The organism is Micromonospora sp. NPDC000207 (assembly GCF_040300925.1).
Lineage (GTDB): Bacteria > Actinomycetota > Actinomycetes > Mycobacteriales > Micromonosporaceae > Micromonospora.
Genome location: NZ_JBEPEQ010000028.1, coordinates 1 through 20,722, shown reverse-complemented (window position 1 = coordinate 20,722; position 20,722 = coordinate 1). Strand labels below are relative to the sequence as shown.

The 20,722-nt window shown below is 72.8% G+C and carries 17 protein-coding genes; 11 read left to right on the top strand and 6 right to left on the bottom strand.

Annotated elements, in window-relative coordinates:
• The first annotated feature begins 12 nt into the window (after positions 1-12).
• From ABT336_RS09600 to ABT336_RS09580, 5 genes are all read left to right on the top strand, one after another.
• Positions 13-186 (top strand): hypothetical protein, encoded by a 174-nt coding sequence (locus ABT336_RS09600; protein WP_350896085.1) that lies wholly within the window; start codon positions 13-15, stop codon positions 184-186.
• Between the two features lie 52 nt (positions 187-238).
• On the top strand, positions 239-1,006 hold the full coding sequence (locus ABT336_RS09595) for a methyltransferase domain-containing protein (RefSeq protein WP_350896084.1): 768 nt from the start codon (positions 239-241) through the stop codon (positions 1,004-1,006).
• On the top strand, positions 1,003-2,160 hold the full coding sequence (locus ABT336_RS09590) for an alkaline phosphatase family protein (protein ID WP_350896083.1): 1,158 nt from the start codon (positions 1,003-1,005) through the stop codon (positions 2,158-2,160). Before ABT336_RS09595 ends, ABT336_RS09590 begins: the two co-directional genes overlap by 4 nt.
• Before the next feature lie 73 nt (positions 2,161-2,233).
• The gene (locus ABT336_RS09585) at positions 2,234-3,496 is read left to right on the top strand and encodes a DNA polymerase IV (RefSeq protein ID WP_350896082.1); all 1,263 of its coding nucleotides are present in this window, start codon (positions 2,234-2,236) and stop codon (positions 3,494-3,496) included.
• 115 nt (positions 3,497-3,611) lie between these two features.
• A complete protein-coding gene (locus tag ABT336_RS09580) occupies positions 3,612-4,007 on the top strand; it encodes an SCO2097 family morphological protein (RefSeq protein ID WP_350896081.1) in 396 nt (131 codons plus the stop codon).
• A 190-nt stretch (positions 4,008-4,197) separates the two neighbouring features.
• Here ABT336_RS09580 and ABT336_RS09575 read toward each other — a convergent pair whose 3' ends face one another.
• Genes ABT336_RS09575 through ABT336_RS09565 form a run of 3 tightly spaced genes read right to left on the bottom strand, consistent with a single transcriptional unit; the run spans position 4,198 to position 9,076 of the window.
• Positions 4,198-6,669, bottom strand: a complete 2,472-nt coding sequence (locus tag ABT336_RS09575; protein ID WP_350896080.1) for a transglutaminase TgpA family protein — start codon at positions 6,667-6,669, stop codon at positions 4,198-4,200.
• 53 nt (positions 6,670-6,722) lie between these two features.
• Positions 6,723-8,021: a DUF58 domain-containing protein gene (locus tag ABT336_RS09570; protein WP_350896113.1), complete on the bottom strand. Its 1,299-nt coding sequence runs from the start codon at positions 8,019-8,021 to the stop codon at positions 6,723-6,725.
• Positions 8,022-8,023: 2 nt separating this feature from the next.
• Positions 8,024-9,076: an AAA family ATPase gene (locus ABT336_RS09565; RefSeq protein ID WP_350896078.1), complete on the bottom strand. Its 1,053-nt coding sequence runs from the start codon at positions 9,074-9,076 to the stop codon at positions 8,024-8,026.
• A gap of 551 nt (positions 9,077-9,627) precedes the next feature.
• Between ABT336_RS09565 and leuS the strand changes: the two genes are divergently transcribed.
• Positions 9,628-12,492 carry a leucine--tRNA ligase gene (gene leuS, locus ABT336_RS09560; protein ID WP_350896076.1) on the top strand — a complete coding sequence of 955 codons (2,865 nt, stop codon included), beginning with the start codon at positions 9,628-9,630 and terminating at the stop codon, positions 12,490-12,492.
• Positions 12,493-12,687: 195 nt separating this feature from the next.
• Here leuS and ABT336_RS09555 read toward each other — a convergent pair whose 3' ends face one another.
• The 3 genes from ABT336_RS09555 to ABT336_RS09545 all read right to left on the bottom strand — a co-directional run bounded on the left by ABT336_RS09555 (position 12,688) and on the right by ABT336_RS09545 (position 15,369).
• Entirely contained in the window at positions 12,688-13,305 is a 618-nt protein-coding gene (locus ABT336_RS09555) for a TVP38/TMEM64 family protein (protein WP_350896112.1), read from the bottom strand.
• A 104-nt stretch (positions 13,306-13,409) separates the two neighbouring features.
• A complete protein-coding gene (locus ABT336_RS09550; RefSeq protein WP_350896075.1) occupies positions 13,410-14,132 on the bottom strand; it encodes a type 1 glutamine amidotransferase in 723 nt (240 codons plus the stop codon).
• A complete protein-coding gene (locus tag ABT336_RS09545) occupies positions 14,122-15,369 on the bottom strand; it encodes a Mur ligase family protein (protein ID WP_350896111.1) in 1,248 nt (415 codons plus the stop codon). Before ABT336_RS09545 ends, ABT336_RS09550 begins: the two co-directional genes overlap by 11 nt.
• Before the next feature lie 438 nt (positions 15,370-15,807).
• On the opposite strand from ABT336_RS09545, the gene mraZ reads away from it, so the two are divergent.
• From mraZ to ABT336_RS09520, 5 genes are all read left to right on the top strand, one after another.
• The gene (gene mraZ, locus ABT336_RS09540; protein WP_350896074.1) at positions 15,808-16,239 is read left to right on the top strand and encodes a division/cell wall cluster transcriptional repressor MraZ; all 432 of its coding nucleotides are present in this window, start codon (positions 15,808-15,810) and stop codon (positions 16,237-16,239) included.
• A gap of 211 nt (positions 16,240-16,450) precedes the next feature.
• A complete protein-coding gene (rsmH, locus tag ABT336_RS09535; protein ID WP_350896073.1) occupies positions 16,451-17,551 on the top strand; it encodes a 16S rRNA (cytosine(1402)-N(4))-methyltransferase RsmH in 1,101 nt (366 codons plus the stop codon).
• Complete coding sequence (gene ftsL / locus ABT336_RS09530) at positions 17,548-18,153, top strand: cell division protein FtsL (RefSeq protein WP_350896072.1); 606 nt, start codon at positions 17,548-17,550, stop codon at positions 18,151-18,153. The genes rsmH and ftsL overlap by 4 nt, the downstream gene beginning before the upstream one ends.
• Positions 18,154-18,158: 5 nt before the next feature.
• Complete coding sequence (locus ABT336_RS09525) at positions 18,159-20,330, top strand: peptidoglycan D,D-transpeptidase FtsI family protein (RefSeq protein WP_350896071.1); 2,172 nt, start codon at positions 18,159-18,161, stop codon at positions 20,328-20,330.
• Positions 20,331-20,382: 52 nt separating this feature from the next.
• On the top strand, positions 20,383-20,722 hold a 340-nt coding region (locus ABT336_RS09520), incomplete at its 3' end, for a Mur ligase domain-containing protein (protein ID WP_350896070.1).

Below are 20,722 nucleotides of genomic sequence, written 5' to 3'. Positions count from 1 at the left end.
AAGAACGACAGGATGGGCAACAACGGCTACAACGGAGTGGCCAACGCGCGGCGTACCCGACTCGTCGCGGGTTGGGTGCCGGTGCACCACTCCGAACCCCGTGAGTACGCGGTCACCGAGGGACCGGTGGCCAACGTCCGGCGCTCCCGCGCCGAGGAGGAGTTCCCCGCCACTGCTCAGGCGTGATCCCCGTCCGGCGCGCCCGGTGGCGGAGGGGGCCCGGCTCATCCCGTCCGGGGTGACTAGGCTCGACCGGGTGGAGCAGACCCGAGACCCGCTCACCGGGCCGCCGTTGACCCCGCGTACCGCCGTGATCTGGTCGGTGCTGCGGGCCGAACTGGACCGTCGCGCCGACACCCGGCTGAGGGTGCTCGACGTCGGCGGCGGCACCGGCGGGTTCGCCGTGCCGCTGGCGCAGGCCGGTCACCAGGTCACCGTCGTCGACGCCAGCCCTGACGCGCTCGCCGCGTTGACCCGCCGGGCCGCCGAGGCCGGGGTCGCCGACCGGATCCACGCGGTGCAGGGCGACGGTGACGCCCTCGCCGGGCTCGTCGACCCGGGCAGCGTCGACCTGGTCCTCTGTCATGCGGTGCTGGAGGTCGTCGACGACCCGGCCCCCGTGGTGGCCGCGCTGGTCGCCGCCCTGCGGCCCGGTGGCGCGGTGAGCGTCCTGGTCGCCGGCCGGGCCGCTGCGGTGCTCGCCCGGGCCACCGGCGGGCACCTGGACACGGCCGCCGCCCTGGCCGCCGACCCGAACGGCACCACCGGTCCCCGGGACACCCTGCGCCGCCGGTTCGACGCCGACGGTGCCGCCGCGCTGGTGCGCTCCGCCGGTGCGGTGGTCGAGGAGATCCACGGGGTACGCGTCCTGGCCGACCTGTTGCCCGCCGCGGTGGCCGACAGCCAACAGGCCGCCCTGGTCGAGCTGGAACGGGCCCTGGCCGGCCGGTCCCCGTACCGGGACTTCGCCGCCGCGCTGCACGTGTTCGCCCGTCGACCGGCATGACCGATCCGCATCCGCTGAGCCGGATCAGTCCCCGCTACTGCGGGGACAGCCTGGCCGACGTGCTCCCCGGGGCGCTGGCCGTGCTGGGGGTCCCGGGTGCGGTGGACCGGCTGGGCCTGTCGCCCCGACTCGCCGGGGTACGCCGGATCGCCGTCCTGCTCGTCGACGGCCTCGGCTGGTACCACCTCCCGGTCGTGGCCCGGTACGCGCCGACCCTTGCCGGTCTGGCCGCCACCGTCGGGCGGCCGATCGTCACCGGCTTCCCGTCCACCACCCCGACCAGCCTGGTCACCCTCGGCACCGGGGCACCTCCGGGCCGGCACGGGGTCCTCGGCTTCCGGGTCCGGGTGCCCGGCAGCGACCGGGTCCTGTCCCACGTCGCCTGGGCCGACGACCCGGATCCGCTGCGGTGGCAGCCGGTCCCCACCCAGTTGGAACTGGCCCGCGCCGCCGGGGTGGCCACCACCGTCGTCAGCCGTCCCGAGTTCGGGGGCAGCGGCCTGACCGTTGCCGCGAACCGGGGTGGTGACTTCCGGGGCGCCGCCGACCTCGACGCGCTCGCCGTCGAGGTGCTGACCGCGCTCACCGCCGGGTCCGGCCCCACACTGGTCTCGGCGTACCACCCCGACCTGGACCGGCACGGTCACCTCACCGGCGTGGACTCGGAGCTGTGGCGGATCGCCGCCACCGAGCTGGACGGGCTGCTGGCCCGACTGGTCGACGGGCTCCCGGCCGACGCCGCCCTGCTGGTCACCGCCGACCACGGCCAGCTCAACATTCCGGTCGAGCACCGCTTCGACCTGGACACCGACCCCCGGCTGAGCGCCGGGCTCCGGCTCGTCGCCGGCGAACCCCGGGTCCGCTACCTGCACGTGACCCCGGGCGCGGAGGCCGACGTGGTGGCCGCCTGGTCGGCGGTGCTCGGGGACGCCGCCCAGGTCACCACCCGCGCCGAGGCGGTCGCCGCCGGCTGGTTCGGGCCGGTCCCCGAGGAACATCTGGGGCGCATCGGTGACGTGGTGGTCGTCTGCCGGGACACGTACGTGGTGGTGGCGTCGGTCTCCGAGTCACCGATGGCGGCCCGGCTGGTCGGCTACCACGGTGCGGACACCGCCGCCGAGATGACGGTCCCGCTCCTGACGATCCGGGGCTGACCCGCCGGCTCTGACGCCGACCGGGCCGGGAACCGGCCGACGGCGTGTCGTACCCGGGGGTTAGCCTGCGGCGATGGGGCGTAGCCAGTCGTTGCCACGCGGTGGGGGTGATCCCCGGTTCGGCCCGGACGCCGACGACACCGGGTGCCCGATCCTGCACGTCGACATGGACGCCTTCTACGCCTCGGTGGAGGTACGACACCGGCCCGAACTGCGCGGCCGGCCCGTCGTGGTCGGCGGGGTCGGGCCGCGCGGGGTGGTCAGCTCCGCCAGCTACGAGGCCCGGCGGTACGGCGTCCGCAGCGCCATGCCCACCTCGCGGGCCCGGGCCCTGTGCCCCCAGGCTGTCTACCTCCCGCCGGACTTCTCCCGGTACACCGCCGCCTCCCGGGCGGTGATGCAGATCTTCCGGGACGTCACCCCGCTCGTCGAACCCCTCTCGCTGGACGAGGCCTTCCTCGACGTGGCGGGGGCGCGTCGACTCTTCGGCCGACCGGCGGAGATCGCCCGCACCATCCGCGCCCGTGTCGTCGCGGACCAGGGGCTGACCTGTTCGGTGGGGGTGGGGCCGAGCAAGTTCGTGGCCAAGCTCGGCTCGACCCGGGCCAAACCGGACGGGATGCTCGTGGTGCCGGCCGGGCAGGTCCTCGACTTCCTGCACCCGCTGCCGGTGTCGGCGCTGTGGGGGGTGGGGGAACGGTCGGAGCAGAGTCTGCGGCGGCTGGGCCTGGCCACCATCGGTGACCTGGCCGAGGCTCCGTACGGCATGCTCCGGCGGGCGGTCGGTGACGCCGCCGCCGCCCACCTGCGCAACCTGGCCGCCGGGCAGGACCCGCGCCGGGTCACCCCGGAGCAGGTGGAGAAGTCGATCGGGGCCGAGACGACCTTCGAGACCGACGTCACCGACAGGCAGGAGATCCGACGGGTCCTGCTGGCCCTCGCCGACAAGGTGGGTGCCCGGCTTCGCCGGGCCGGTCAGGTGGGACGGACCGTGTCGGTGAAGGTGCGGATGGCCGACTTCCGCACCGTCAACCGGTCCCGCACCCTCGACGTGTCCACCGACACCGCCCGGGAGGTGTTCGACACCGTCTGGGCGTTGTTCACCGCTCTCGACCCGGACGAGCCGATCCGGTTGGTCGGGGTCCGGGTGGAGGGACTCGCCGGTGCCGGGCGGACTCCTCGGCAACTCGCCCTCGGTGCTCCGGAGCGGGGGTGGCGGGAGGCGGAGGCCGCGATGGATGCGGCAGTTGCCCGATTCGGGCGGTCCGTCATAGGTCCGGCCAGCCTGTTGGGCCGGGCCGAACCCCGCCGAAACGAAAATCCGCCCCGGCCATAGGTCGTCCCGCTTTCCGACGCGCGACCCCCCTCGTAGACTGGCGGGTAAGCAGCCGAACGGCTGCCACGGTCTGTCGACCCGTGTGGGCCGACCAACGTGACCGGGGAGGAGTGCCGTGCCACTCTCGGAGCACGAGCAGCGGCTGTTCGAGCAGATCGAGCAGTCGCTCGCCGAGGACCCCAAGTTCGCCTCGGCTGTGCGTGCCAGCGACCCGCGTTTCCATGCGCGGCGTCGCCTGCTCGTCGCTGCCGGTCTGATCATCGCTGGGCTCGCCCTTCTGGTCTACGGGGCGGTCATCAAGACCCCGCCGTTGGCGGTGGCGGGCTTCGTGGTGATGTTGGCCTCGGCGGCGTTCGCGGTGCAGTCGCACCGCAAGGGGCAGGCGCCGGACCTGCACGTGGTGGGTGGCACGACGAGCCGCCGACGGCCCCGGGGCCGTACGGGGCGTCGGTCGTCGCTGCTGGACCGCATGGAGGACCGGTGGCGGCAGCGCCCGGAAGGGCACCGCTGAGCACGACCCGCCGCTGAGGCGGCGGGTCCGACAGCACGACAGGAGCGGGCACCGGTCGGACCGGTGACCCGCTAGCTGTCGTCGTACCCCACCCGCACGCAGCTCACCCCCCGAAGTGTGCAGGTCGCCGCCGGACCGCACCGGGGGTGTCCGGCCCCGCCGGTTCGGGGCAGGGCCGGAAGACCTCAGGTCAGCGGCCGACCCGACCGGCGAGAAGCCGCCGGGGATTCCACCGCAACAACCGCGAGCGAAGCCGACCCGAGCCGGCCATGAACCGGGACGAGGACTCGGCCAGCCCCATCCGCCAGCGCATCAGCACCGACGGCGGGAGGACCGCGGCCACCACCCGGGTCCGCCGGTCGGCCCGTCCGGCCAGCACCCCCCGTACGGTGTCCAGGGCCGGCGGCAGGGGCTCCCCGGTGAGGGGACTGCGGGCGTACCGGGCCCGTTCCTCGGCCCGGCCGAGCAGGCGCACCGCCGAGGTGGCCGACTCGTCACCGGTCAGCGCGTCGGCGGCCAGCCGCTCGGCGGTCACCCGGGGGGTCTCCGACAGGTCCACCCGGACCCGGTAGTCGACGAGGGTGTCCATCAGCTCCTCCCAGGCGGCGTGGGCGTGCGCCCGGGCCCGGTCGTCGTCGACCTCCACCAGCACCGGTCGGTCCCCCTCGGCGGGCCCGTCGAGGCTCGCCGGATCCGCCCGCACCGTCGGCCCGACCACGGGTCGACCCCGGTGCCGACGGACCAGCATCCGACGCAGGGCCGGGACCGCCAGCAGCGCGAACGAGGCCAGGACGGCCAGCGCCCACCAGGGCCAGCGGGGGGACTCCTCGGCCGGTGCCGCGCCGGCCGGGTCGAAGCCCTGGTCGACGTCCTCCTCCACCCCACCGGGGGTGTCCACCGGTGCGGAGGCCGCCGGGTCGTCCGGGGTGACCGGGGCGTCGGCCTCCGGGGCCGTCGGCTCCGGAGCGTCGGTGTCCGGAGCCCACTCGGAGCGGGTCCACCCCTGGACCCCGTACGTCGGGGTGGCGTCGAAGGGCACCCAACCGATCCGGTCGAAGTAGACCTCGGTCCAGGCGTGCAGGTTCCGGTTGGTCAGCGTGTACGTGTTGCCGTCCCGGTCACTGCCGTTGGTGAAGCCGAACGCCACCCGGGCCGGGATGCCGGCCGCCCGGACCAGCCAGGCCATCGCGGCGGCGTACTGCTGGCAGAAGCCCACCTTGTTGTTCAGGAAGTCGACGATCTCCTCGCCGCTGGTCCCGCTCTCGGTGGTCAGCTGGTAGGTGAAGCCGTTGTCGGCAGAGAAGTGGTCGTAGACGGCGCGGACCTTGTCGTAGTCGGTCCGGGCGCCCTGGGTCAGCTGGGTGACCAGTTCCTCGACCTCGCGGACCTCCGGGGTGACCGTGTAGCGGCGGCGCAGGTCGTTCTCGGCCGGCAGCGGCCGGGCCTGACGCAGCACCTGCGGGGTGTAGGTGGACCTGACGTAGTCGAACGAGTACTGCTTGCCCCGGGAGTTCTCCCGGTTGGAGAACAGGACCTGCAGGTCCCGGTCGTAGAACCAGGCCCCGCTGAGCTCCTCGGTACGGATCGGCTCGGCGTACGTGGGCAGCAACGGCATGGTCAGGTTCCGGGTCACCTCGATGGTGGCCCGGTACTGGCGCTGCTCCACGCCGGGCAGGACCTGCCCCCGTGGGTCGGGCAACTCCTGGTTGACCGGCCGACCACTGGGGCTGCGGACCCGGAAACCGTCCGAGCGCAGGTCGTCGGCGACCCCGTAGCGCAGGTAGAACGGGCTCTCCTCGTTGGTGGTCACCTTCACGAAGTCGGTGACCTGCCCCTGGGTGAGTTGTCCGCTGAGGGAGGCGAACAGGTCGATCCGGCCGGGTGAGCCACCCTGGCCGTCACCCCCGGCACCGGCCCCCGTCCCGGTGCTCAGCTGGGTGAGCAACCCGTGGGACATCCCGGGTACGGCGAGCGGCAGGGCCACCGCCACCGCCACACCCACCACCGCCAGGCGACGGCCTGCGGCGGCCAGGGGAGACGCCTCCCACACGCTGACGTCGCGTCCCTCACCGGTGAACCGGCGGCCGAACCGGCGTACCCGGTCGATGTGGTCGGTGACCAGCAGCCAGAGGTAACCGGTCGCGCCGACCACGAACGGCACGGCGGGGACGCTGTCGACGTAGATCGCCACCGGCACCGAGTAGATGGCCAGCATCGGCAGCCCGGCCAGGGCCGGCTTGCGCAGGCCGACGGCGAGCACGTCCACCAGCACCGCGACCGAGCCGATCCCCAGGACGGCGATGAACAGCAACGGGTCGGTGTCGGGGACCTTCACCCCGTACGAGCGCATGTCCTCCAACGAGGTGGTGAGCAGCTCGCCGAAGTGGGTGAAGGTGGCCGGCGTCGGCACCACGGCGGCCAGGCCGGACCCGGCGGGGAACAGCCAGTTCAACGCCAACAGCAGCCCGGCGAGCATGCCGAGCACCTGCCCCCACAGCGGTACCCGCAGCAGTCGGGTCACCATCGCCGCCGCGGCCACCGCGGCGACGACCACGGCGGACTGGATCAACCACGTCCAGCGTTCGAAGATGGCCGACAGCGGCGCCGACGCGAGCAGCGTCGCCATGGCGGCGACGAAGCCGAGATTTCGGTGCGCGGTCACGCTGGCACTCCGTTCCCCTGATGGATCTCAGGACCTGCCCGACGGGCAGGTCCTCACTTGACGCCTCCGGCCACCGTCTCGGCCATCGCCGCCCGCAGTGCGAACCCCTGCGAGCCCCGGGCGGTCTGCGGCCACAGGGCCGCGAGCTGGTCGCCGTGCCCCACACCGACGACCCGCCACCCGCTCTGGAGCAGGACCAGCGCGGAGGCGTCGTGGGCGTGCGCGGCCTCGGTGCGGGCCCGGTCCGGCAGGCTCAGCCAGGCCGAGCTGTCCAGCAGGAACCCGACGCAGGTCGCCCCGTTGCCCCGCAACCCGGAGAGCAGCTCGGCCTCGGCGGTGTCCAGCGACCCGAGCAGCGCGATGATCAGACCGCCGTCGGAGCGCTGGCGGACCCGCTGCACCAGCGTGGTGACCTCGGTGTGCTTGTCGAGCCGGACGTCGGCGAGGTGGTCGAGGAGCAGCCCCTCCCCGGCGCCCTCCCCGGCGTCGACGTCCACCCCCGAACCGGTGACCAGGCGCATCTTGTAGCCGGCCTGCCGCAGGTGCACGGCGATGCTCGCGGCGGCCGTGACCGCCCACTCGAAACTCGCCGCCGGCCCGTCGCCCCGGTGGGCGAAGGCCCGGGTGTCGAGCACCACGGTGGCCCGAGCCTCCCACGGCTGTTCCTCCCGCCGGACCATCAGCTCGCCGGTCCGGGCCGTCGACTTCCAGTGCACCCGGCGGAGGTCGTCACCGCGCCGGTACTCCCGGGTCGCCGCGTCGTCCTCGCCGTGCACCGCCACCGACCGGGACCGGCTCTCGCCGCTGCCGGCGTACTCCCCGGGGAGGCGGATCGACGGCAGCGGGACGACCTGCGGGATCACCGTGAGGCCGTCGGTGCTGGGGAAGGCCCTGGTCAGCTCGCAGAGTCCGAACGGGTCGGTCATCCGGACCACCAGCGGACCGACCTCGTACCGACCCCGGACGTCGGCCCGGACGGTGTACGCCACCGAGCTGGCCTGGTGTGCCCCGAGCCGTTCCAGCACCACCCGGGGGCGGCTGCCCAACGCGTAGGGCAGCCGGTCCTCCAGCAGCAGGGTGCCGGTGGGCAGTCGGGACATGTTCTGCAACCGCAGCACCACCCGGGAACTCGCCCCGACCGGGACCCGGTGCGGGTCAAGCGACCGGCTGCACGCCAGCTTGTACCGGCTGCGCCCGACGTAGGCGGCCCCCAGCAACGGCAGGACGCCCAGCAGGACGGCCACCCGGAGCAGGTCCTTCTCGCCGAGGATCCCGGCGGAGATGGCCGCCGCCACGGCAGCCGCCAGGAACGAGCGCCCCCGGGTGGTCAGGCCGCGCAGCCCGTCACGCACGGTCACGGCCTCCGGGGCTCGAACGGCGGGCGACCGTTACCGGCCGCCGGCCGGGTGTCGTACGGCGAACGCTGCCTGTCGTGCGGCAACGGCAGCCGGTGCACCAGGTCGGAGACGATGGCGTCGGTGGTACGCCGGGCCAGCTGGGCGTCGGCGGTCGGGATGATCCGGTGCGCCAGCACCGGTACGGCCAGCACCTGCAGGTCGTCGGGGAGGACGTAGTCCCGGCCCTCCAGGGCGGCCACCGCCCGTGCGGTACGCAGCAGTTGCAGGGTGGATCGAGGGGAGGCGCCCAGGCGCAGCTCGGGGGCCTCCCGGGTGGCGGTGACCAGGTCGATCGCGTACTGCTTGACGGCGTCGGCCACGTGGACGTGACGGACGGTGGCGATCAGCCCCCGGACGGTGGCCGCGTCGGAGACCGCTCGCAGCTCCTGCAACGGATCGACGGCGCCGTGCCCGTCCAGCATGGCCAGCTCGGCCTCCGGCCCCGGGTAGCCCATGGCGATCCGGGCGGTGAACCGGTCCCGCTGCGCCTCGGGCAGCGGGTAGGTCCCCTCCATCTCGATCGGGTTCTGGGTGGCGATCACCATGAACGGAGTCTGGAGCTGGTAGGTGACACCGTCGACGGTGACCTGCCGTTCCTCCATGCACTCCAGGAGGGCGGACTGGGTCTTCGGCGACGCCCGGTTGATCTCGTCGCCGACGACCAGGTTGGCGAAGACCGCCCCCGGTCGGAACTCGAAGTCGTGCGTCTCCTGGTTGTAGACGCTGACCCCGGTGACGTCACTGGGCAGCAGGTCGGGAGTGAACTGGATGCGCCGTACCGAACAGTCGATGGAGCGGGCGAGCGCCTTGGCCAGCTTGGTCTTGCCCACCCCCGGGACGTCCTCGATCAACAGGTGACCCTCGGCGAGCAGGACGGCCAAGGCGAGTCGCACCGTGGCGGTCTTGCCTTCGATGACCTGTTCGATGTTGGCCACGATGGCTTCGCTGGCGGTGCGGAACTCGTCGTGCGGCAGCAGGCCGCCCACCTCGTCCCAGGTCTGTTGTGTCACGGGCCTCCTCCTCGTCGCCTCCGACAGCAGCTCTGAGCGAGCACAGGACCTTCGTTTCGCGACGTCGAGCCTCGTCTGCCGCAGGATTCACTGGTCTCTCAGGCTAACCATGTTTCGCGCCATCGCCGACTCCCGCAGGTAGACAGCCGGTTACGCCCCGATATTCGCCGGGACGGGGGATTCCCCCTGGCCCGGCGCGGTCCGTGCCCGCCACGGAGTCCGTGACGGCCGGTTGTTCCACGTGCATTCACGGGTCCGGGGCGGTCCCGGTTCAATTCGGATCCGGATGCCCGCCCCGACCACCACTGGCGTCATCGACCCCCGACGTGGTATGCGAGGCGACCTGCGGTCGGAGGCCGGGGTACACTGCCGGACATGGGCGGAGTCTTCCTGCTTCTTACCGGGCCGTGCTGATGCGCTGACCACGCGCGACAGCACGGCGGCCCCTCCTGCGCGGGGGGCTTTTTCGTGCCCGCAGCAGACCTTCCCGACCAGCCTCGCCCGCTTCGGCGGGCCGACCTTCCACAGATACACCGCGCCGAGGAGACGCCATGAGTGAGGCCGCCGCACCGACGGGCGACACCCCCCCGTACCGGTACACAGCGGAACTGGCCGGCGAGATCGAGCGCCGGTGGCAGGACACCTGGGAGCGGGAGGGCACCTTCCACGCCCCCAACCCCACCGGCCCGCTGGCCGACCCGGACCACCCCCGGGCCGGCGCGGAGAAGCTGTACGTCCTGGACATGTTCCCCTACCCGTCCGGGTCGGGCCTGCACGTCGGGCACCCACTGGGCTACATCGGCACCGACTGCTACGCCCGGTTCCAGCGGATGGCCGGACGCAACGTCCTGCACACGATGGGCTTCGACGCCTTCGGACTCCCCGCCGAGCAGTACGCGGTGCAGACCGGCACCCACCCCCGGACCACCACCGTGGCGAACATCGAGCGTTACAAGGCACAGCTGCGCCGACTGGGACTGGCCCACGACGAACGCCGTTCGGTGGCCACCATCGACACGGAGTTCTACCGCTGGACCCAGTGGATCTTCCTGCAGATCTTCAACTCCTGGTACGACAAGACGGCCGGTCGGGCCCGGCCCATCGCCGAGCTGGTCGCCGAGTTCTCCGCCGGTGACCGGTCCACCCCGGACGGCCGGCCCTGGGCCGAGCTGACCCCGGCGCAGCAGCGGGCGATCGTCGACGACCACCGGCTGGCGTACGTCTCCGAGGCGCCGGTGAACTGGTGCCCGGGGCTGGGCACCGTGCTGGCCAACGAGGAGGTCACCGCCGACGGCCGCTCCGAGCGGGGCAACTTCCCGGTCTTCAAGCGGAACCTGAAGCAGTGGATGATGCGGATCACCGCGTACGCCGATCGGCTCCTGACGGACCTGGACGTCCTGGACTGGCCCGAGCCGATCAAGCTGATGCAGCGCAACTGGATCGGCCGCTCCCAGGGCGCGCACATCTCCTTCCCGATCCCGGCCGGTGCGTCGGGCGTCGAGGACGGGGCCCGCATCACCGTCTTCACCACCCGCCCGGACACCGTCTTCGGGGCCACCTACATGGTGCTGGCCCCCGAGCACGAACTGGTCGACGCGCTGGTGCCGGCGGCCTGGCCGGAGGGGACGAAGGAGGCGTGGACCGGCGGACACGCCAGTCCCCGGGCGGCAGTCGAGGCGTACCGCAAGGCGGCGGCGGCAAAGACCGACCTGGAGCGGCAGGCGGAGAACCGGGAGAAGACGGGGGTCTTCGTCGGCGCGTACGCCGTCAACCCGGCCACCGGGGCTGAGGTCCCGGTCTTCATCGCCGACTACGTCCTGGCCGGGTACGGCACCGGGGCGATCATGGCGGTACCCGCCCAGGACGAGCGGGACTGGGACTTCGCGGAGGTCTTCGACCTGCCGATCGTGCGGACGGTGCAGCCCACCGAGGGGTTCACCGGCAAGGCGTTCACCGGTGACGGCCCGGCGATCAACAGCGCCGCCCCGGAACGCGGCCTGGACCTGGACGGACTCGGGGTGGCCGAGGCCAAGGAACGGATCGTGCGGTGGCTGGAGGAGACCGGGCACGGCACCGGGGCGATCACCTACCGGCTGCGGGACTGGCTGTTCTCCCGGCAGCGGTACTGGGGCGAGCCCTTCCCGATCGTGTACGACGCCGACGGGGCGGCGATCGCCCTGCCCGAGGAGATGCTCCCGGTAGAGCTGCCGGAGGTTGACGACTTCTCGCCACGGACCTTCGACCCCGGCGACGCCGACAGCGAACCGGAGACCCCGCTGTCGCGTCGCAAGGACTGGGTGGAGGTCGAACTGGACCTGGGCGACGGGCCGAAGCGGTACACCCGGGAGACCAACGTCATGCCGCAGTGGGCCGGCTCCTGCTGGTACGAGCTGCGCTACCTGGACCCGACCGACTCCGAGTGCTTCGTCGACCCGGAGAACGAGGCGTACTGGATGGGGCCGCGCGGTGCGGGCGACTGCGGCGGCACCGACATGTACGTCGGTGGAGCCGAACACGCCGTGCTGCACCTGCTGTACGCCCGGTTCTGGCACAAGGTCCTGTACGACCTGGGTCACGTGTCGTCGTACGAGCCGTTCCGCAGGCTGTTCAACCAGGGCTACATCCAGGCGTACGCGTACACCGACGCCCGGGGCGCTTACGTGCCGGCGGAGGAGGTCGTCGAGGTCGACGGCCGGTTCCTGCACGGCGAGACGGAGGTGCGCCGGGAGTACGGCAAGATGGGCAAGTCGCTGCGCAACGTTGTCACCCCCGACGACATGTGCGCCGCCTACGGGGCCGACACCTTCCGGGTGTACGAGATGTCGATGGGCCCGCTGGAGATGTCCCGCCCCTGGGAGACCCGGGCGGTCGTCGGGTCGTACCGGTTCCTGCAGCGGGTCTGGCGGGCGGTGGTCGACGAGCAGACCGGCGAGTCCCGGGTCGTCGACGACCCGGCCGACGAGACCACCCGTCGGCTGCTGCACAAGGTGATCGACGGGGTCCGGGGCGACATGGCCGGGATCCGGTTCAACACCGCCATCGCCAAGCTGATCGAGCTGACGAACGCGGTGACCCGGCTGCCGGCCACCCCGCGTGAGGTGGCCGAGCCGCTGGTCCTGATGCTGGCCCCGTTCGCCCCGCACGTCGCCGAGGAGCTGTGGCGACGGCTGGGACACTCCGGTTCGCTGACCTACGTGGACTTCCCGACCGCCGACGAGGCACTCCTGGTGGCCGAGACGGTGACCTATCCGGTGCAGGTGAACGGAAAGGTCCGGGGTCGGGTGGAGGTTCCCGCCGACGCCGACGAGTCGACCGTCCGCGCCGCGGCCCTGGAGTCGGTGACTGCCGTCCTGGCCGGCAAGGAGCCCCGCAAGGTCATCGTGATCAAGGGCCGAATGGTCTCCGTCGTCGCCTGAGGCGAAAGGAAGGGCCCCTTCTTAACGCCTACGGTCGAAAAGGTCGCCCCTCTCACACTCCACGTGTGGGAGGGGCGCCGACGGCACCCGGCGGCGGGGGCAGCGGCACCCGGCGGTGGGCCGATGGGACGTGGCGGCGGGGCGGACCGCACCGGTCCGGTCGGTCGGAGGTACGACCGGGCGGGACGTGGGGCGTCAGGCGGGGGTGCGGCGGAGCCGTCGTTCGGCCCGCCACCAGCGGTGGATCAGTACCGCGCTGGCCACCAGGCCCAGGGCGGCCGGGGCGGCGGCGTACCAGTTGACGTCCCCGGGTGAGGTGACCGAGGCACCGACGGCGGCGTACCCGAAGGCGGTCGGGGCGGAGGCCACGACGCTGCCGACCAGATAGGGCAGCAGGCGGGCGCCGGTGGTGCCGTAGCCGTAGCTGACCAGGCCGAATCCGGCGATCGGCAGCAGCCGTACGGTGATCACCCCGACGACGCTCTGTCTGGCGAACCAGTGGTCCAGGCGGGCCAGCCGCCCGCGTACCCGGTCGGCGACGAACTCCCGGCCGAGCAGTCGGCCGACCGCGAACCCGAGGGCGGCGGCGAGCAGGGCCGCCCCGAGGGCGTACCCGCCCCCGACGAGCGGGCCGAACAGGGCGCCCGCGGCGAGCGTGACGAAGGTCCGGGGCACCAGCGCGACCAGCAGCACCGCCCCCACTGTCACAGCGGCCACCGGGGCGAGCGGTCCCATCCGGGCGGCCAGGTCGGGCAGCTCGCCCGCCGCCGGCAGGGGTACCAGGAGCAGCAGCACCCCGAACCCGGCCAGCATCACCAGCAGCAGTGCGAAGCGGACGGCCGACGGCTCTCCGGCCCACCGCCGGAGGGTGGCGACCAGGGGCGAGGGTCGGCCGAACAGCCGTCGGACCGTCGGGATCACACCCGGGCGGCGGCGGTCACCGCGGCATCGCGCTCGGAACGGAGCTGGTCGTGCCACCTGTCGTCGAGCGGCGGGAGCTGGTGCACACCGGTGGCCCACCGCAGCAGCAGGTCGGCCAGGGCGGGGTTGCGGGCCAGCGCCGGCCCGTGCGAGTACGTGCCGAGCAGCTTGCCGCGCCACGCCCCCTCGGTCTGCCCGTCGTTGCCGACCCCGGCGGTCACCCGGGCCAGCGGGCTCACCCCGGCGCCGAGGCGGGTACGCCCACCGTGGTTCTCGAAGCCGCTCAGCGCCGGTACGCCGAGCCGGGGGTCGATCTCCCCGGCCAGCTCGCCGACGGCCCGGCTGGGACCCCGGTCGGAGGCGAGGTCAAGCAGCTCCAGGCCGGCGTACTGGGTGCCCTTGGCGAAGAAGGAGGTGCCCAGGAGCTGGTATCCGGCGCAGACGCCGAAGATCACCGAACCCTGGGCGGCCGCCCGGTGGAGGTTGCCGTCGGCGAGCAGCCGTTGGGCGCCGAGCGCCTGGGGGCCGTCCTCCCCGCCACCGATGAGGTAGATGTCGGCGGTGGCGGGCAGCCGCTGGTCGGAGCGGACCTCCATAGTCTCCACGGGCATTCCGCGTAGCCGCGCCCGGCGGGCGAGGATCAGCAGATTGCCCCGGTCGCCGTAGGTGGAGAGCAGGTCGGGGTAGATCCAGACGATGCGCAGGCTCTCAGTTGACACGGTCCAGCTCCGCTCGGATGTCCTGGAAGGCGGTGTAGTTGGCGATCACTTCCAGGCGTCCCGGTGGAACGGCCCGGATCGCCTCGGGGAAGGTCCGGACGTGCTGGAACGGCACATCGTTGACGTCCAGGCGGACGGCCAGGTCGTACGCCCGGTCGCCGGTGATCAGCACCTGTCGGCCGCGCAGCGGCGCGAAGTCCACGTCGAACAGCCACGAGGTGTCCAACCCGTCGGGGTCACGGGCGTTGATGGACAACAGTGTCGGGGCGTGGTCGGCCATGTCGAAGGCCTCCAGCCAGCTCGCCGGGTTCTTCGCCAGGAGCAGCCGGATGTTGCGTCCGTCCCGGTCCACCTGCGCGTACCTGCCCGCGACGGAGGCGACGCTGCCCAGTTGCAGGACGCCGTCGACGGGGCGTACGCCGAACTCGGCCGCCACGGCCAGGGCGGTGGCGGCGTTGCCGATGTTCACCTTGCCGGGGAGCTGGAGCTGGACCTTGTGCCAGGCGCCGGTGGGGTCGACCACCCCGTCGTCCTCGACGATCCAGTTGGGTTCGGGACGCCGAAGCGGGCAGCCGCTGCACCACCACTGGACGCCGGAGCGCTGGATGGTCGAGCCGCACTCGGGGCAGACCCAGGAGTCGTCGTGCCACCGCTGCCCGGCGCTGAACCAGGTCACGTGCGGTGGGGTGAGGCTGCGGTCGTGCCCGGGCGGGGGAGTGGTCGCCCAGACCACCATCGGGTCGTCGGCGTTGGCCACCACCCGCACCTCCGGGTGCCGCACCAGCGCGGCCCGCCAGAGCTGCGCCATCATGGCGACCTCCTTGGCCCGGTCGAGCTGGTCGCGGGAGAGGTTGAGCAGTGCGACCACGTGCGGCTCGGTCGCCTCCAGCACCTGGGCCAGGTAGTGCTCGTCCACCTCCAACACCGCGTACGGCGTGCTGCCGGCCTTGGCCAGCGCCGAGGTGTGTCCGGTGGGCATGTTGGCGCCGAACGAGTTGGTCGCGACGCGACCGAGGACCCCGACGGCGGCCGCGGCCAGCCGGGTGGTGGTGGTCTTGCCGTTCGTGCCGGAGATGAGGGCGATGGCGCGTCCCGCCGACAGATGGGCGAGCAGGTCCGGGTCGATCTTGAGGCCGATCCACCCGCCGATCACCGAACCGTCGCCGCGCCCCGCTGCCCGCGACAACGCGGCGGCGGTGCGCGACACGGAGCTGGCCACCTTTGCCCGCAAGGGCATTTTCGCGTCCGTCACCCGAGGGAGGTTACCGGACCGGTGCCCTCATCAGATCGCGGCCGACGACGATCCGCCCGACCTGGGGCAAACCATTCGCACACCGGCTCCCCGCCCGGCCTCCCGGCGGTCACCCCGTCGGACCCTCCCGTGGTCGTCCTGCGGACCCTCCGGTGGTCGTCCCGCCGAGGTGGAAGGGAGTGGGCGGAATCGATCAATGTCGGAAAGCGGACGGCCCCGCCGGGCGACGCGCCGCCCTCCACTCCGCTCCACCCTTTCTGACGTGCGGTTTTGCTGTCCTGAGTGGCGCGCCACGCGGGCAAATCTGGTTGCAGGTGGAGGGAAGTGGAGTAGAGTGGGGCGCAATGGTGAGGCCGGTGAGGTCCACCGGCCCGGGGGGTCAGCGGCGCCGCGAACGCCGCTCAGGGCGAGGGGGTTGGGCCGGTGTTTCTCGGCACCCACACTCCACGCCTGGACGAGAAGGGTCGGTTGATCCTTCCGGCCAAGTTCCGGGACGAGTTGGCGGGGGGTGTCGTGATCACCAAAGGGCAGGAGCGCTGCCTGTACGGCTTCCCGATGCCCGAGTTCCAGCGGATCGCGGAACAGCTGCACGCCCAACCGATGACGAACAAGGCGGCTCGGTCCTACAGCCGGGTCTTCTTCGCCAGCGCCCACGACGAGGTCCCTGACAAACAGGGCCGCGTCACGATCCCCGCCCACCTGCGGGAGTACGCCGCCCTCGACCGCGATCTGGTGGTCATCGGGGCGAGTACCCGGGTGGAGATCTGGGACCGGGCGGCGTGGGAGAGCTACCTCGCCGAGAGCGAGGACGACTTCGCCGACATCTCGGAGGGGGTGCTGCCCGGCGGTCTGTAGGGCGTGACGGCGCCCGACGACGTACTGCGAGATCTCCAGCCGCTTCGAGTTCCTGGCACCCCTTCCCCGGTGCCAGGCGCGAGATCCGGTCTCCGTGGGAGCCACCTGCGGGCGGACGGGAGCGGATGGGGATCTGGCGGTACGACGCAGGCGCCGTCCGGCAGCAGACGCGCTACACGAACTGAATCAGTGCAACCAGTGGGGGTCCGACATGGGGGAGCTACGCGGCACGCATGTGCCGGTGCTGCTTGAGAGGTGTCTCGAGTTGCTCGCTCCCGCTCTGGACCGGGGTGGGCGGACGGTCCACGTCGACGCGACGTTGGGTCTGGCCGGGCACGCCGAGGCGGTGCTGGCGGCACATCCGGACACGGTGCTGATCGGTCTGGACCGGGACACCGAGGCTCTCGCCCACGCGCGGGTCCGGTTGGCCCGGTACGCCGACCGGGTGCACCTTGAGCACGCCGTCTACGACGAGCTGCCCGAGGTGCTGGACCGGCTGGGTTACCCCGGCATCGACGGGATCCTGTTCGACCTGGGGGTCTCGTCGCTGCAACTCGACGCGCCCGACCGCGGGTTCGCGTACGCCCAGGACGCGCCGCTGGACATGCGGATGGACCAGACCCGGGGGACGACCGCCGAGGAGGTGGTCAACACCTACCCGCATCCGGATCTGGCGCGGGTGCTGCGGGTCTACGGCGAGGAGAAGTTCGCCGGTCGGATCGCCTCGGCGATCCTCCGGGAGCGGGAACGCGGTCCGATCACCTCGTCGGCGCGACTGGCCGAACTGGTCCGCGAGTCCATTCCGGCAGCAGCCCGACGAACGGGTGGTCACCCGGCGAAGAGAACGTTTCAGGCTTTACGGATCGAGGTAAACAGAGAGCTGGCAGCACTGGAGACAGCGCTGCCCGCCGCGCTCGACAAGCTCAACGTGGGCGGCCGCATGGTGGTCCTGTCCTACCACTCGTTGGAGGACAGGCTCACCAAGCAGGCGCTCGCCGACCGGGTCCGCAGTAAGGGCCCGGTCGACCTCCCGGTCGAGCTTCCCGGTGCGGGTCCGACGTTCCGGCTGTTGAGCCGGGGCGCGGAACTGCCCGGGGAGGAGGAGGTCGCCGCGAACCCGCGGGCCGCTTCGGTGCGGCTGCGGGCCGCGGAGCGACTCGACCCGAACGAGGCACAGCGGGGGCGGACCGACCGCGAACGGTCCCGCCGCCGGGTGAAGGCGATGCACCAACCTGGGGCGACCGGGGGAACCGGGCGCAAAGCCCGGCGGTCGGTGCGGGACGGGACGGACGAAGAGGGGGAGGGAACATGAACGTCAACAGGCACGGCCGCCGGAACGACTCCGGTGTCGGGCAGCGCGCACCGCGGTCGGGGGGCCGGACCGCGGCGCAGCAGCGGGCCACGCGCGTGGGGTCGACGTCGGAGGCGCCACGTGCCGACGGGTCCGGAACTCGCGCCCGGGGGGCGCGCGAGTTCCCCACCCAGGGCAGCGCCGCGCTGCGACCGACGGAGCGGGCCGTGCCGGCCGACGCCGTCCGTACGCCTCGGCTGCGGGTCGCCCCGCCGCCGCCGGTCTCGGTGCCCCGGGCACCCTTCGCCGCGATGATCGTGGTGTTGGTGGTCGGTGGGGTGCTCGGCATCCTGGTGGTCAACACCAAGATCAACGAGAACGCCTTCCGGCTGGAGAAGCTCCAGCAGCAGCAGATCAAGCTCGACCTCGACCAGCAGGAGCTGGAGAAGGAGATCGCCAAGCAGGAGGCACCGGGCAACCTGGAGGCCAACGCCCGTAAGCAGGGCCTGGTCGAGTCGACCGACCCGGCGTACATCAGGCTGCCGGACGGGAAGGTCATCGGCGTACCCCGTCCCGCCGACGGCGAGCCGTCGGTCACCAGCCAGCAGGGCGACCGGGGCTGATCGGGATGCCACCGAGGTCGGAGGAACCGCGCCGGGACGCCACAGGCTCCCGGCGCGGTTCGTCGCGGGCAGGCGGCGCGCGTACCGGCGAGCCGACCGGCGGGGGGATCTCCGACGCCCGGGCGTACACCCCTCGGGGGCGCAGCATCCGGGAGGGCGGCGAGCAGCGGCGTACCCCCCGGACCGGCCGCTCCGGCGACCCGTTCCGGCCGGCGTTGCAGGTCCTCGACGGCGGTCGGGCCAACCCCGCCCGTGGTGGCCGCCCGCAACCAGCGTCGGCCGCTCGGGGCGGGGTGGTCCGGACGGTGCCCACCCGCCCGGACGACGACCTCGACGACGACCTGCCGGCCCCGACCCGACGGCGGGCCGGACCGCGACCGGGCCGTCGCCCGGAGGGCCGGGCCCCGCGCCGCCCCGCCCGCAAACCGCGCCGGGCACCGAAGCTGGCCGACCCGCGTCGTCGGCTGCGGCTGGCCACGGTGCTCACCCTGGCCGTCTTCGCCACCATCGGCGTCCGGCTGGTGGTGCTCCAGGCGGTCGAGACGCCGGCCTGGGCCGGGGGAGGGCTCAGCGACAGGCTGGTCCGCATCGACCTCCCGGCACCCCGGGGGGCGATCTACGACCGGTTCGACGCGCCGCTGGCGAACAGCGTCGAGGCCCGGTACGTCTTCGCCGACCCGACCCGGGTCCAGGACCTCTCCGCCACCGCCCAGGCGCTCTCCCCCCTGCTCGGCATCCCGGTCAGCGAACTGGTCGACAAGATGCGGGGGCGCACCCTGGAGAACGGCCAGCCCTCCGAGTTCGTCTACCTGGCCCGGGGTGTACCGATCGACAGGGCCCGGCAGATCATGGCCCTGGAGCTCGACGGCATCGGCGCCCACCGCGACGAGCGGCGCGAGGTGCCCAACGGCGACCTGGCGGCCAACCTGATCGGATTCACCAGCGACGACATGGTGGGGCTGGAGGGGCTGGAGGCCCGCTACGACAACGTCCTGAGCGGGGTGGACGGTCGCCGGGTCTACGAGGCAGGCCGCAACCAGCTGGCCGCCCCGATCCCCGGCGGGTACAGCCAGACCACCGAGGCCGATCCGGGCAGCTCGTTGCAGCTGACGGTCGACCGTGACCTGCAGTTCCGGGTGCAGCGGATCCTCGCCGAGCAGATGGCGAACACCCGGGGCAGCACCGGCGCGGCAGTGGTGTTGGAGATTCCCACCGGCGAGGTGCTGGCCCAGGCCAGCTATCCCGGGTACGACGCGGCGAAACCGGACGCCAGCAAGCCTGTCGACCGCGACGACGCCGCCACCAGCTTCGTGGTCGATCCCGGGTCGGTGCACAAGGCGATCACCTTCGGCGCGGCGCTGGAGGAGGGGGTGATCAAACCGGACACCGCCTTCCCGGTGGCCAACGCCATCCGCAAGGGTGACACCTGGTTCGCCGACACGAAGCCGGCGGGCGGACGGACGATGAGCCTGGCCGGGATGATGGCGTACTCCTCGAACGTGGGCACCATCGAGATCGCCGACAGGCTCGGCCCGGAGCGGCTGATCGAGTACCAGAAGCGCTTCGGCCTCGGGCAGCCCACCGGGGTCGGGATGCCGGGGGAGGCGGGCGGTCGGATCCTGCCCGTCGGGGAGTGGAGCGGGTCGTCGCACGGGTCGGTGCCGATCGGGCACAGTGTCGACGCCACCCCGTTGCAGATGGCAGCGGCGTACGCGGCGATCGCCAACAACGGCACGTACGTCCAGCCCAAGCTGGTCAAGCAGACCATCGCCCCGGACGGCACCCGGACCCCGACCCCGGCCGCCAAGACCCACAGGGTGCTCAGCCCGGAGAACGCGGCGGCGCTGCGGACGATCATGGAGGCGGTGACGACGGTCCCGGACGCCACCGGACTCTCCGCCGCGGTGAGCGGCTACCGGGTGGCCGGCAAGACCGGAACCGGGTGGCGGCTGGTCGACGGCCGTAAACAGCCGGGCGAGGTGGCCTCGTTCATCGGGATGGCCCCGGCCGACAATCCCCGGTACGTGATCGCGGTCTTCGCGCACACTCCGGGTGGCGGGGGCGGGGCGATCACCGCCCCGGCGTTCGGCGACATGATGCGCTTCACTCTCCAGCACTACCGGGTTCCCCCGTCGACCAGCGACGACGCACCGAAGTTCGTGGTCTATCCCCGCTGACCGGCTCCGCCGCGACATCATCGAAGGGTGGGGACGAACCACCGGGGCGGCTGTGCGGTCGGAACCGGACGACCGGGTAGGGTCTGACGCCGTGCACGGCAATCCACGTCCTCGTAACGTGTCTCCTGTCCGACTCGGCGACCTGACCACCCGGCTCCCGGCAGCGACGCCGGTCGAGTTGGTAACCACCGCGCCCGACGCCGTGGACCGGCCGGTGAGCGGGGTGACCCACGCCAGCCAGGAGGTTCGCCCCGGCGATCTCTACGCGGCGCTGCCCGGCGCCAGTCGGCACGGAGCCGAGTTCGCCGCCGCCGCGGCGGCGGCCGGCGCGGTGGCGGCGCTCACCGACCCGGCGGGGGGCGCCGCCCGCGCCGCGGGCGGGCGAGCGGGCC